Here is a 13711-nt window from a genome sequence, read left to right as displayed (position 1 = left end):
AATCCGTGGGCCCTATCAGGCGAACCACATCTTGCGTGACATGTTGCCATTCATCATCTCTTGGGTCGGGTCGCTTTCCCAACCTTCGAGCTGATTGGTGACGCCTTCGACAAAATCGTTGAACATCGGGCAGATCAGACCGCCTTGGTCGCGGACCATCATGCCCATTTTGCTGTAGATGTCCTTGCGTTTGTCGTTGTCCAGCTCGGCCCGTGCTGCAAACAGCATTTCGTCGAACTCTGGCACTTTGAAGCGGGTGTCGTTCCAGTCGGCAGTCGACAGATACGCTGTCGCGTACATCTGATCCTGCACCGGACGGCCACCCCAATAGGATGCGCAGAACGGCTGAACGTTCCAGACCTCGGACCAGTAGCCATCGTTGGGCTCGCGCTTGATTTCCAGCGGGATACCGGCCTGAGCCGCGCTTTGCTGGAACAGGGCCGCTGCGTCAACGGCACCCGGGAAGGCGCCATCTGCAACACGCAGGATGATCGGCGAACCGTCATGACCCGACTTCGCATAGTGCTCTGCCGCCTTTTCAAGGCTGAAGTCGCGTTGCGGGATAGAGCCGTCAAACAGCGGGTATGCCGCATTGATCGGCATGTCGTTGCCAATTGTGCCGTAGCCGCGAAGAACCTTGTCGACCAAGTCCTGGCGGTTGATTGCGTGTTTTAGCGCCAGCCGCAGTTCGTTGTTGTCGAACGGCGCGGTGTCGCAATGCATGATGAACACATAATGTCCACGGCCGGCGGTCGAGTGCACCGTCAAGTTCGGGGCGCGGCCCAGCAGATCGGCAACCTTTGGTTCAACGCGGTTGATCGCATGAACCTGACCGGACTGCAGAGCAGCCGTACGGGCAGTCGCATCGTTGATGACAATTACTTCGACGCTGTCGAAATTGCCGAAATCGGGGTTCCAGTGGTTGGCAAATTTCTTGAACACGTGGCGTACGCCCGGCTCGTCGACTTCCAACTGGTATGGTCCGGTGCCAATGCCCGCACCTGGGTTTTCCATTCCACCATCAGGCTGAATGATCAGGTGATAGTCGGCCATCAGATAGGGCAAGTCGGCATTTGGCTCGGTCAGTGTGACCTGGAAATTGTCGCCATCGGCCTTCATTGACTCGATGCCCTTCATGATACCCAGGGCACCGGACTTGGAGTCTTCGTTCGAGTGGCGCTCCATAGTTTTCAGCACGTCTTCGCTGGTCATGGTCTTGCCGTTGTGGAATTCGACGCCCTGACGCAGTTTGAACGTCCAAACTTTGGCGTCCGCGCTGCCTTCGACTGCTTCAGCCAGGCGCGGCTCGATCGACCCGTCGGGCGCAACTTCCACAAGCTGGTCACCGAATTGTTTGCCGTTCTGGAACGGCACCGAGCTGGCATAGGTCGCCGGATCCAGCGAATTGGTGGATTCGCCGCCTTGCAAGCCAAATTTCAGGTCGCCGCCCTTCTTCGGTCCTGCCGCGCGCGCAGCGTCAGCGAACATGGTGCTGGCCATCGCCGCCGACACACCCAGAGCCGCCGCTTTCCCCATGAATTCGCGACGGGTCAGTTTGCCCGCAGTGACCTGACCGGCCATGTGAGTGAGTTGTTCGTTCATTTAGTGATCTCCCAGTTGATTGAATTTCAGCCCTTCCCGGGCATTTTTATTGACGCATGAGTCAAGTTAGGCGCATTTCGGTCTACCGAGCAAGGACAAATGTCTGACCTTTGGCCACCAAAATATCACATCTGGTTTCGTGGAACGGCGTCCTCCGTTTGTTTAGAGAATACCAAGGTTTCGTTTTCAAAGGCACTTATTTGCGCCTTAAGAAAAAAGCTCTCTCGATCCGACCACATTTCGCAGGATGTTTCCGTGCGCAGGTCTATCCCGTCCCGACTGATCTCCTGTGTCCAGCGGCACTGCCCGTGGGCGGATAGCGGGTCGTCGGGGTGGATGGTCCAGCGTTCATATGCAGTGCCACCATGCGTAAGCCCGTGGTGATTGTCCGTTACGCGACCGAAATCGTCTTCGATGATCAATCGGGTTTCACCTGAATTCAAGTCAGTCTCCACCCGGCGAGAGTTGCTGCTGTCCCGCAGGGTCGTCACATCAATCGGGGTTTCAGAATCGGGCGGCTGAAACACATGCTCATCATCACCCGCGGTCGGCCGGTTCGGGATCGTGATCGTACCACCTGTCAGGTGCAGTTCGACGGGTTCAGGCGCTGGCCAGATCAGCGGCCAATACGCGCTGGACACAGCCACCCGCACGCGATGCCCTTTGGGAACGCGATAGGCGATGTGATCCAGGTCCAATGAGATTTCGTAGGGTTTTCCAGGTGTTACCGGAGTTGGTTGCGCGTGGCTGTCTCGGTGCGACAGGTTTAGAACGCCATAGGTGATCCGGGTTGAGGCCCCATCCGGATGGACATGATTTAACCGCACGGCAATCTGTGCCTGCGGACGGTCGGCACTAACATTCAGGCAAATGCGCGGAGCGCCGACAATATCAAGATCTTCCGACAAAGGCGGGCCATCGAAACAGGCGGACAACGCATCATCGGCGCGCTGATCTCCCGGCATGTCCGGGCCCAGCCAAATTGCGCAATACTCGCCGCCATCCATGCCGCAGGTTTGGGGCGACTGGATCCGCGTGTCCAGCGGCTCATCTTGCCCCAGCCCATCGTTCGACAGGTTCAAAGTTAGGTTGGACAAATGCGAGGTCGCGCCGGCTTGCTCGCTGATCCAGCGCCCGGGTCTGTTGTTGTACCACCGCTTTGGGCGGACGCCGTCCATCAGATACGCTCGATAGTCTGGGTCGGTTTCAACGCCGCTTTCCAGACCCTTCAGCCAATGATCCCACCAACGCAGCGCCTCTTGCAGAAAACCGATCCTCGGTTCGGGCACTGCGAAATGCGGGTATTTGTGCACCCATGGCCCCACGATTCCCTTGACCGGAGCGCTAAGCTGTTCGACCAGCAGCGGCACGGTGTTCTTGTACGCGTCACCCCAGCCGCCTATGGCCAAAGTCGCCGCGCGGATCGCGCTGAAGTCTTCGCAGACAGAGCCATGCTGCCAATAGGCGTCGCGCGTCTGGTGGCGCAGCCAGGCCGAGGGAAGGAACGGTTGGTTTTCCAAACGCTCAAGCCATAACTCACGCCAGTTGGGGCGCAGCGTGGGGTCCGGTGCGCGGGATGAATAGGACCACATAGTCGCGCCCCAACCCAGGTTTTCATTCAGCAAGCATCCGCCCTTAAAGTGGATGTCGTCTGCGTAACGATCTGCGGTTGAACACAGGGTGATAATTGCCTTCAGCGGTGCGGGTTGAAGGGCGGCAACCTGCAGCGCGTTGAACCCGCCCCAGCTGATTCCCATCATCCCAACAGTGCCCGAACACCACGGCTGATCCGCCAGCCATTGGATTGTCGAAACGGCATCCTCCAGCTCTTGCTGGGTGTACTCGTCTTCCATCAACCCTTCGCTGTCTCCATTACCGCGCATGTCCACGCGAATGCAAGCATAGCCGCGTTTGGCAAACCATGGATGGGTCAGGGCATCCCGCGTCGCCGTGCCGTCGCGCTTGCGATAGGGCAGGAACTCCAAAATGGCCGGAACGGGGTTGCTGTCCGCATCCACCGGGCGCCAGACACGCGCTGAAAGACGACATCCATCCGGCATCACTATGCCGACATCCGGTAGATCTTCGATATCGCATAGCGAATTGGGCGAGCGAGTCATTTCGGAAGTCTTTCGGTCTTTGTCTTTTTGCAACGTACTAAAATCGTCAAATCACTGTTTGATTGCGACAACAAGGTCCATCACGTTCGTTCCAGTTGGGCCTGTCACCAGCAATGCGCCTGCGCGGTCCAGGTAACTACCGCTGTCCGCCTGCTGCAGTGCGCGCTCGGCCCCGTCGCCCCAGGTCGCGCCGTCGACTGCCGCTCCGGCTGCATTGGTCGGACCATCGGTACCATCAGTTCCGCCGACGACCAGCGTAAGACCCGAGGTCCCGGATATTTCCCGGGCAAGCGCCAGAGCCAACGCCTGATTGCGCCCGCCGCGGCCCGGCTTGTCCGGCAAAACCACCGTTGGTTCGCCGCCGAATACCATGACGCCAGTGGGCATATCCTTTAGGCGTTTCCCCAGATTGGATGCGATTTGCAAGAAATCGTCATGCAGGCATTCTTCGTCAGCCAGCACTTGCAAACCGTCTCGGCGCGCCATTTCTGCGGCTGCCGAGCGTGCATGGGCGTTCGAAGCAACGATCTTGGTTGAGGCGTCAAATTTGTAAGTGTCAGGCAATGCGCCAATTCCCGATCCGATGACGTTCAGGTCGTCCCCGGGCACATCCGAGATTGCCAGAACGGTCGCTTTGGCCCCGTTGAAATGGGACAACAGCCCGCCGCCCTTGATCCGGGACAGCTTTCGACGCTCGGCATTCATTGCGGTGATATCCAAACCTTCGGCCAGCAGCCTTGTGTTCAATTGCGCCAGATCTGCCAAAGAGTTACCCGGCAGTAAGTCCTCTGCCAAAGATGATGCCCCGCCCGAAACCAGCAGCAGTACATGGGAACCAGGTGCCATCGCCTCGATCGCTTCGCGGAAGGCGCGGCCACCGTCCAGGCTGCGTGTGTCCGGAACCGGATGAGAGGCTTCGATCAACTGTACATATTCCGGCAGGTCGCGCCCGTGATCGTCCTTGGTGACAACCAGCGTCGGACGCGGGCCGAAATGGTCCAATGCCGCGCTGGCCATCGCCGCGGCTGCCTTGCCGACAGCCAGAATCTGGTCGGGCGTTTGGATATCATTCAGAACAGCCTTAGTGGCCCTTTTCCCGTCAACAGCGTCAACGCCGGCCTGCCAAATGCGAATTGCCTGTTGCCTTTGATCCATTAGCTTTCCATCCAAATTGTGACCGGTCCGTCATTGACCAGCTCTACCGCCATGTCGGCTCCGAACTGCCCGGTTTCCACAGGCACACCATGGGCCTGCAACCGCCACGCAAACTCTTCATAGAGGCGCTGCCCCACATCCGGGGGGGCGGCCTCGGAAAATCCCGGCCGGTTCCCGCGCGAGGTATCGGCGGCCAGCGTGAACTGGCTGATCACCAACGCCGAGCCACCCACATCCACGACAGAGCGGTTCATCTTACCTGTGTCATCTTTGAAAATACGCAGCTTTGAGACCTTGGTCGCCAGTTGTTCGACCTTTTGTTCGTCGTCACCCTTCATCGCACAGACCAGGATCATCAACCCCGGACCGGACTGCCCAACCGTTTGTCCGTCAACCGAGACTTTTGCCCGGGAAACCCTCTGTAGAAGTGCGCGCAAATCTGTTCTCCGTTTGGTGGCGTGGTTATCCGACCCAAGAAGCGATCTCGTCCAGATCGGCCCGGTCGGTTCGAAACCCGTTCGCGGGGTGGTCTGCATCCGAGTATCCGAATGAGATTGCGCACAAGATCGACCGATCATCGGGAATGTCGAAATGCCGGTGCAGAAACTTGCCATAGTTGGCCACGGCGGCCTGAGGGATTGTGGCCACTCCCAAGGCCTGTGCGGCGAGGGTGAAGGCCATGACAAATCCACCACTGTCCATTGCTCCGTACGCGCCAAGTTCCTTAGGGCTTGAGATGATCGCACAGTGCGGCGCACCGAAAAGGGTAAAGTTTTCCATCATTTGCTTGGCCGAACCGGCGCGGTCCCCGCGCTGCACGCCCACGGCTTCGTATAATGCCCAGCCACATTCGCGACGTCGCTCCTGATAGATACCGGTATACGCCGTCGGGAACGGCAGGTCGGGTTCCGATACGCCGGTTGTGACTTCGTTTTGCAGCGCTTTTCGAAAAGCGTCAGTCTCGGCTCCACTGGTGATCACGATGTTCCAGGGCTGCGCATTACACCAACTGGGCGCACGGGACGCGCTGGTCAGAATCTGTTCGATCTGGTCTTTGGGAACGGGTTCAGGTCGGAACGCCCGGCAAGAATGCCGCTCAGCCAGTAATCGATCCAGATCGGATAGCGTCACACTGCTCTCCCCTTTGTGTAGCCGAGGCGCAGGATGGCGGCAGAATCGGCGATATTCAAGCGGTTAAAAGGGTACAGGTGCTACTGCTGACCAGTTGCCATGAGGTATCCGACACCCGCTGCAACCAGCAGACCCAACACAACAGCGATCGTGATCTTAATAGCGGACCAAGGGCGTTCGCCCTGAACACGCCCCGTTCTGCCGTTCACGACGAAACGATAGGTCTGGCCCCGGTATTTGTACGCGGCCAGCCAGACAGGCAGTAGAATATGTTTGAAGGTTACATTTTGCACATTCGTGTCGATTGCGTGAATGCGCTGCCGGTCGCCGCCGATATCAAAACGCACATCCCGTTCGATCACCCGGGCCATATGCCCGCGCGCTTCGGTATACCCGTCCTGCAATTCGACTGTATAAGCCTCGGCCCGAAAACCCGCCAGATACTCGGGCTGGTAAGGTTCAAGCGCCGGCAAGTCCCAGGGTTCCAACGCGTCAGTATAGCGTTTCGGCAATGACTGGGACGCCAGCACAAGAACATCGTCAAAGAACCGGGCAACCCGACCGGATTTTGGGGACCACCGCACCTTTGCCACCTGCTGTTGCACGCGCTTGCCGTCACGCATGACGGTCCGGGTCTCGTAATACACCGTGCCGCGCTCGCCGCGATAAGCTGACTTGGTATCCGCGTCGAAGGTCCAGTAGGGGACGTAAATCCCCTGCATCTTGCGACCTTTGCGGGCATAATCCTTCAACCCGTTGGGCGCGAACCACAACTTGCCAAGCCAGCTCGACATCGCCTTATGAGCCGACCGTTCATCCAGAGCAAAGGGCAACACGCCTTTTGGCTTGATATGCCGGTTAACTCCCGTCTCCGTGACTACCGGAGTGGCACAGAACGGGCATTCTGCCGCATGGGTGTTCGGGTCAAACTCGACCTCAGCTGCGCAGTTCGGGCAGGACAGAACCCGCGTTTCTTCGATCTCTGCTTCCGGCAGCTTGTTCGCCAGCGCCGCGTTGAAATCCAGTTCTTTCAGGCTGGCACCGCCCCACGGTCCGGCGCCTATGGATTCCGAATGCCCACAATGATCGCAGGTCAGGGTCCCGTCGCCCGGATTGAACCGATAGTCCGAGCCGCATTGCTCGCAGGGAAAGCGGTGTTCGTCTGTCATGGGTGACCCTTGCTCAATCCATTCACACTTGTCGCGGGGTTATGCGCCCGGCGGTGGTGGCGGCAAAATTGTAAACAGCTGAGCCAGTTCCTGCACGTCACCGGCCTTTTTCCACCCGTCCTGACCGGCGGTCCAGACATGGGTGTTGCGGGTGATTTCACCATCGGTTGCCATGCGGCCCATCTTGGCTTTGGAAAACGGCCCGCTGGTCTGCCCTTCCACTGCGATATGCCACACATGCTCAACCGGAGGAGGGGGCGGTGCCGCATGCGCCGCTGGTTGCGGGGCAGCGGGGGCGGAACTGCCCCACGGGCTGCTTGGTTGACCCGCTGCCATGTTCGACATTTGCTGTGCCATCGTCATGCCGATACCCATACCTAGGCCTGCACCCATGCCGCCGCCCTGACCGGGGTTGTTGGCTGCTGCGGTCATCGCTTCGGCGGCGGAATACTGGGTGAATTTGCCCAGATCGCCCGCCAGCCCCATCGAGGTCCGCTTGTCCAGGGCCGCTTCAACTGCGGGCGGTAGTGAGATGTTTTCGATGTAAAATTCCGGCATTTCCAGGCCATAACCTTCCAGCACGGGAGAGACCTCGGCCGCGATCAGTTTGCCCAGATCGGCGGTGTTGGCGGCCATGTCCAGCACCGGAATGCCGGATCCGGCAATCACGCGGCTGAATTCCTGCACGATGATGTTACGGATCTGAAAGCTGATCTCATCCATGGTGAATTCACCATCGGTGCCGACGATTTCAATCAGGAACTTCGCGGGGTCCTTGACCCGGACCGTGTATGTGCCAAAGGCGCGGATACGGGTCGGTCCGAATTCCGGATCGCGCAGCATGATCGGGTTCTTGGTGCCCCATTTCAGATCATTGAAACGCGTCGTGTTGACGAAATAGATCTCGGATTTGAAGGGCGACTGAAATCCGTGATCCCAATGCTGTAGCGTCGTCAGGATCGGCATGTTGTTGGTCTCAAGCATATAAAGACCGGGCGTAAATACGTCTGCCAGCTGTCCCTCGTGCACAAACACCGCTGCCTGTCCCTCACGCACCGTCAGTTTGGCACCGTACTTGATCGCATGTCCTTCACGCTCGAACCGCCAGACCATGGTGTCACGGGTGTCGTCGACCCAGTGAATGACGTCGATAAACTCTCCGGTCAGAAAATCGAAAATACCCATTGGGGTCTCCTTTTCTTGGGCTCAGAGCTGCTGGCCCATCAATTCGCGTGCAATAATCCGTACCACGGGGCGGGCGTCCTCGGCTGTCACACCGGGTTCAAGGCGCGGGTCATACAGCATTGTCAGAAGTTTCTCGTCATGGCTGGTTAACAGCGCAAACTCGTCATTGTCGTTGAATATTGACGGTCGTGCCGCCGGGCTGTCATTGGATAATCCAAGCCCCTGCGCAATTTCCTCGTGGATGCAACTGCGCCGGGTCAGGTCCGGCAGTTCAGCCCGGATGAGAGTGACAGCCCGCACAAATTTATATGGTGAGGTATTGGTAGGAGACGCAAAAACAAGACAGTCAATATTGGCGCGCGGGTTTGCAACCAAATCCAGTGAAGGCGTGCTGATGCCCGGAATCAGCTGTTTCAGGCGTTTCACCACATAGGCGCTGTCATCCTTGCCTGCAAAGAAGACATGGAAGTTTGCCTTGCGATTGACGACCGAGATCGGGTGATCCGTCAATTTACTCAGCCGCTCCGCGAACGCCTCGACGTCAGCCGCGTCTTTTTTGCGTATCTCGGGTGCCACGGACGGGGCGAACTCGGTCTGAATCCGCACAGGTCCTGCCCACCGGCTAAGCTGTCCGTCCGTTCGCCGAATGCGTGTAGTTACAGCGTGATCGGGGTATTCGCTGTAAAAGGCTATAGCCTCGAAATTACGGGCAAGATCATCGGCATCATAGGGTGTGTCGGGACCGCCTCCGTCCACGCGCAACATATCGCGGGTCAGCAGGTCACGTTCGACCCGCTGATAGAACCGGGCCAGATCCTGACTTGCCGCAGACGGGGGAACATAAGCATTGGGTGCTGGTGCTGGTGCCACCGGGCGCGGTTGCGGCACAACGGACGACGTCAGTGCCTCATTACAATTGGCCAGCGCCAAAAGCGCCACCATACCCAACAAGGGTTTCAGATATCCCGGCACCCGCACGTCCAGCCTGCCCTTAGCTCGAAACCGCAGTTCCAGCGTTGTCGCCGACGCCGTCTTTGCGCGCCTTGGCAGAGGCAAGGGTGTCGCGCAGCTCGGTCTCCATCTTCTGCAGTTCCTGTTCGGCTGCGGCGCGTTTGGCCTTGCCTTCGTCAGCAATTGCAAGACTTTCGTTGATCGTACCGATCAGGTCGGCATTGGCTTGCTTGACCGCCTCGATATCAAACACACCGCGTTCCATTTCCTCGCGGATCATCTTGTTCGACTCACGCAGGTTCGCCGCGTTCGATGTCAGCAGCTCATTCGTCAGGTCATTCGCATCGCGAACGGCCGCGGCCGCCTCGGCGCTACGCTGGATGGTGACGGCCTGCGCCAGTTGCGTTTCCCAAAGCGGCACGGTGTTGACTAGGGTCGAGTTGATCTTGGTCACCAGCGATTTGTCATTTTCTTGCACCAACCGGATCGAGGGCAGCGATTGCATTGTCACCTGTCGCGTCAGCTTCAGGTCGTGAATACGCCGTTCCAGATCATCCCGCGCTGCGCGCAGGTCACGCAGTTCTTGCGCTTTCATGACTTGTTGGTCTTCGGGCGCGGCCTGAACTTCGGCTTCTTTTTCGGGGATGTTCTGGCTGTCCAGCTCGGTCAGTTTTTCTTCACCTGCTGCGATATACAGCGCAAGCTCGTCATAAAAACCCAGCGTCTTTTCATACAACAGGTCCAGCGACTTGATGTCTTTCAGCAGCGTGTGTTCGTGGCCCAGCAAGTCGTCGGTGATCCTGTCGATCTGCCCCTGAACATCTTCAAACTTGGCGGTAAACTGGGCGAAAGGCGCAGCCTTGCCCAACAGCTTTTCCCACCAGCTGCGTTCGCGCCGGACATCCAGTTCACTGACTGAAAACCCGCGGATCGTCGTGACGATATTGCGCAGACTGTCCCCGGCAGGTCCGACATCTTTGTTTCGGACATCCGCCAGCATGGCCTGGCTGATTTCCTGCAATTCCGCCTGGGCAGACGATCCGAACGCGACGATGGAATTGGTGTTATCCATGTCGATCTCATCCATCCGCTTGCGGATTTCGGCGCTGACAGGTTCGTCGGCTTCCTCAAGCAAGACGATTTCGGCGGTCGGGTCGGGCAGGGTGACAGCGGTCACTTCCTGCACCAGCGTTTCAGCCTCGACCGCCTTGTTCTTGATGTCATCGGACATGGGGTAATCCTCTCTCAAATTGTGGCCGGTCAGTCCAACCGGACGCCTTCGCGTTGCAGCCTTTCGCGCAACACATCAATTTCAACCGTCAGATCACTGCGGTCGTCCAAAAGCAACTTGCGGGTACGCGCCGCGAAATTCTGTTCAAGATCATCCAGGAGGGACGAATAATCCTCCAGCGCCTGGGCATCGCGGGTGCGGGCATAAACGTCAGCAAACTTGACCGTCGCGTCACGCGCGCCCTTTAAGTAAACGGTCAGGTATTTACGCGCACCGGCCAGATCGCGGGGGTCTTCCTCGACCGTGCGGAACAGGTCGCGGGCGGTATCCTGAAAACGTTCAACCCGGGCTTCGATCCTGCGGTCGCCAGCGCGTTTGATGGCGTCTGTCATCTCGGACAGATGTGTTTCAGCACCTTCCACGACGCGGGCAACGCGGTCTTGCTGGAAGGTGTCGATGCCTTCCATGCCTTTGTCAGTCATCGGATCAATTCCGAAAGAGACAGAGTGCAGGGCGCTGGCCATCAAGCCGAACAGAATCGGGGCGATCAGGCTGGCCTCAGATGCTGCGGCTGCATCCAGATATTCGGTGCGATAAGCGGCCAATCCGACGCCAAGTCCGGTCAGCAGGCTGGAGAATATCTTTCTGGGAAACGCCGGGCGACGGGCTGTGCGGCGAGCGTTGTAGGCGGATTCGGCGCGCAACCCTTCGCGCAGGAGAAATGCTGCAGCTGTCAAAAGACCCGCTGCGATCAGGCCGATCGTCAATCCGACGGCCCCATCGTTCAGCGACAGAAAAACCAAGGGAACAGCCGGAAGAAACAACAAGTTAGCGCGGGCTCCGGCCGGTTCGACCCGAGCGACGTCAAACTGTCCGCGCGGAGGTTGAATCGGAGACGAGGAGTCGTCTTGTGGGCTGAATTTCCCGCCATACCGTTTGGCCATGTGCTTACAAGCCTCCCAATACGCCGGTGCAGACGCCGAACATCAGCATCAACAACACGACATAGGCCAGTTTTTGCACTCCGGTCCCGGACATGGCGCCCCCCAAAAATGTCCCTTGGGGAAATCTAGGCCATGAGAGGCCGTGGCGCTAGGGGGAAGGTTGCCTAACCTGCGTCACTTGCGAGGTTTCTTGCCGATCGGGGGCCGATTTCGCTGTGGGCGAGCGGGTCGTTTGGCCGGTGCTTCGGGCTCGACTTCCAACCCCAGTTGATCGCGCATGACCCGTCGGCGGATCTCTTCGACTTCACCGGGTTTCAGGCTTCCCAGCTGGAAGGGGCCGTAGGACACTCGCAGCAGCCGGTTCACCGCAAAACCGATATCTTCTATCGCACGCCGAATTTCACGGTTCTTGCCTTCGCGCAGACCGATGGTCAGCCAGGCATTCGCGCCCTGCTGGCGATCCAGCGTGACGTCCATCGGCAAAAAGCGTTCCCCGTCGATCACAAGCCCCTTACGAAGCGGTGCAAAATCCTCGTCCTTGGGGCGGCCATTTACCCGCACGCGGTATTTGCGTAGCCATCCGGTCGAGGGTAGTTCCAGCTTGCGCTTGATGCCGCCATCATTGGTTAACAGCAGCAACCCTTCCGAGTTCAGGTCCAACCGCCCGACACTCATGACCCGGGGCATATCCTCGGGCAGTTTGTCAAAAATGGTCGCGCGTCCTTTTTCGTCTCGTGTCGTTGTCACCAGACCCGAAGGCTTGTGATACAGCCAGAGGCGCGAAGGTTCCGGTTCCGACACCGGTTTGCCGTCGACAATGATCTTGTCCTTGGCGGTGACGTTCAGCGCGGGGCTGTCGATGGTCTTGCCGTTTACACTCACACGACCTGCTTCGATCATGCGTTCAGCTTCGCGGCGCGAGGCAACACCTGCGCGGGCAAGGACTTTGGCGATCCGGTCGCCGGGAGGAGGGGTTTTGGTCATCCGCAGCCCATAGCGCATCCCGGCCGCTTGCGAAAGACAGGTTTCTGTTGCAGTCAGAGGCATGGTGTTCAGATCGCACATGGATAAGGCGCTGGTTGAAGCGCGCGCTGCGGCGGATCGCGGCGAGGTGCCTGTGGGCGCTGTTATTGCCGGCCCCGATGGCGTGATCGTGGCCTCAGCGGGCAACCGAACACGAGAACTGAACGATCCCACCGCCCATGCCGAGATACTGGCCCTGCGCGCTGCATGCGCTGCAGCCGGATCCGAACGTCTGCCCGATCACGATCTATATGTGACGTTAGAGCCTTGCGCGATGTGTGCGGCGGCTCTGGCAGCGGCGCGTATCCGGCGCATCTATTACGGGGCTGCCGATCCGAAATCCGGCGGCGTCGCCCATGGCGCGCGGGTTTTCACCCATACACAAGCACACCACGTGCCAGAGGTTTACGACGGCATCCGAGGGCAAGAGGCCGCCGACCTTTTGAAGGAGTTTTTCGCCGCACGGCGTTGACCCTAAAGGGTAATGGCCTTCATCACCTCGGGTTCGATGACATCGACCCCCGGCAACCCGTCGACCAGCGCCTGAGCTGATTGTTCGAGGATCGGGAAGGTCTTGTAATGGCAGGGAATCACGGTCTTGAAGTTGAAATACCGCTTGGCCGCATATGCTGCGCCCTTCATGTCCATCGTGAAATGGCCGCCTGCCGACAGGATCCCGATATCGGGTTTGTAGTAATCCCCCATCCAATCCATATCGGCCATGATGTCGGTATCGCCCGAGACATACAGCATACGTCCGTCCGAGGCGATCATGAACCCAACCTCGCTGCCGCCGGTGCGCAGCCCGTCAGGGGTAGAAAAGGTCGAGCTGTGCGAGGCTGGCACCATCGACACTTTGACGCCATTCAGGTTCACGGTACCGCCCTTGTTGTAGCCGATAGTTTCCAGCCCCTCGGACTCGCTCCAATACCCCATCAGGTCGTATTGTCCGACCACGGGGACGTTCAGGTGCTTGGCCAGCGATACGACATCGGCGACGTGATCGAAGTGAGTATGCGTCAAAAGGATATGAGTCGCACGGTTTAGAGCGTCATCATGCTGTTCCTCGGACAAGACTGGGTTACCCGTCAGCCAGGGGTCGACCAGCAAAACCTGTCCGCCGGTTTCGATGCGGAAACTGCCGTGTCCCAGCCAAATGATGTTCATGAATTCATCCCCCCAAAACAAACTGTTGGCATT

The 13711-nt window shown here is 58.6% G+C and carries 13 protein-coding genes; 1 reads left to right on the top strand and 12 read right to left on the bottom strand.

The features are described 5' to 3' along the window. Nucleotides 1–15: 15 nt before the first annotated feature. The 11 genes from DK510_RS17655 to DK510_RS17605 all read right to left on the bottom strand — a co-directional run bounded on the left by DK510_RS17655 (nt 16) and on the right by DK510_RS17605 (nt 12472). A complete protein-coding gene (locus DK510_RS17655; RefSeq protein ID WP_108859350.1) occupies nt 16–1602 on the bottom strand; it encodes an ABC transporter substrate-binding protein in 1587 nt (528 codons plus the stop codon). Between the two features lie 125 nt (nt 1603–1727). After that, entirely contained in the window at nt 1728–3722 is a 1995-nt protein-coding gene (locus DK510_RS17650; RefSeq protein ID WP_109313203.1) for a CocE/NonD family hydrolase, read from the bottom strand. A gap of 51 nt (nt 3723–3773) precedes the next feature. After that, the gene (locus DK510_RS17645) at nt 3774–4877 is read right to left on the bottom strand and encodes a glycerate kinase (protein WP_109313202.1); all 1104 of its coding nucleotides are present in this window, start codon (nt 4875–4877) and stop codon (nt 3774–3776) included. Continuing rightward, nucleotides 4877–5314, bottom strand: coding sequence for a D-aminoacyl-tRNA deacylase (gene dtd, locus DK510_RS17640; RefSeq protein ID WP_109313201.1), 438 nt, complete (start codon nt 5312–5314; stop codon nt 4877–4879). The genes DK510_RS17645 and dtd overlap by 1 nt, the downstream gene beginning before the upstream one ends. Before the next feature lie 25 nt (nt 5315–5339). After that, nucleotides 5340–6008 (bottom strand): nitroreductase, encoded by a 669-nt coding sequence (locus tag DK510_RS17635; protein ID WP_109313200.1) that lies wholly within the window; start codon nt 6006–6008, stop codon nt 5340–5342. A gap of 80 nt (nt 6009–6088) precedes the next feature. Next, nucleotides 6089–7177 (bottom strand): TFIIB-type zinc finger domain-containing protein, encoded by a 1089-nt coding sequence (locus DK510_RS17630; RefSeq protein ID WP_109313199.1) that lies wholly within the window; start codon nt 7175–7177, stop codon nt 6089–6091. Between the two features lie 39 nt (nt 7178–7216). Continuing rightward, nucleotides 7217–8362 (bottom strand): SPFH domain-containing protein, encoded by a 1146-nt coding sequence (locus tag DK510_RS17625; RefSeq protein WP_109313198.1) that lies wholly within the window; start codon nt 8360–8362, stop codon nt 7217–7219. 21 nt (nt 8363–8383) lie between these two features. Then, entirely contained in the window at nt 8384–9304 is a 921-nt protein-coding gene (locus DK510_RS17620) for a DUF2927 domain-containing protein (RefSeq protein ID WP_109313197.1), read from the bottom strand. Between the two features lie 49 nt (nt 9305–9353). Continuing rightward, a complete protein-coding gene (locus tag DK510_RS17615) occupies nt 9354–10544 on the bottom strand; it encodes a toxic anion resistance protein (RefSeq protein ID WP_109313196.1) in 1191 nt (396 codons plus the stop codon). Between the two features lie 29 nt (nt 10545–10573). Beyond that, complete coding sequence (locus DK510_RS17610; RefSeq protein ID WP_109313195.1) at nt 10574–11488, bottom strand: 5-bromo-4-chloroindolyl phosphate hydrolysis family protein; 915 nt, start codon at nt 11486–11488, stop codon at nt 10574–10576. Between the two features lie 174 nt (nt 11489–11662). Continuing rightward, nucleotides 11663–12472, bottom strand: a complete 810-nt coding sequence (locus DK510_RS17605; RefSeq protein ID WP_370246416.1) for a pseudouridine synthase — start codon at nt 12470–12472, stop codon at nt 11663–11665. 61 nt (nt 12473–12533) lie between these two features. On the opposite strand from DK510_RS17605, the gene DK510_RS17600 reads away from it, so the two are divergent. After that, nucleotides 12534–12983 carry a nucleoside deaminase gene (locus tag DK510_RS17600; protein ID WP_109313193.1) on the top strand — a complete coding sequence of 150 codons (450 nt, stop codon included), beginning with the start codon at nt 12534–12536 and terminating at the stop codon, nt 12981–12983. 2 nt (nt 12984–12985) lie between these two features. On the opposite strand, the gene DK510_RS17595 is transcribed toward DK510_RS17600, so the two are convergent. Further along, complete coding sequence (locus DK510_RS17595) at nt 12986–13678, bottom strand: metal-dependent hydrolase (RefSeq protein ID WP_109313347.1); 693 nt, start codon at nt 13676–13678, stop codon at nt 12986–12988. Between the last annotated feature and the right edge of the window lie 33 nt (nt 13679–13711).

This window comes from Ruegeria sp. AU67 (assembly GCF_900312795.1).
Taxonomy (GTDB): domain Bacteria; phylum Pseudomonadota; class Alphaproteobacteria; order Rhodobacterales; family Rhodobacteraceae; genus Ruegeria; species Ruegeria atlantica.
Note: the sequence above shows the minus strand (reverse complement) of the source record. Positions and strands in the feature narration are given on the sequence as shown.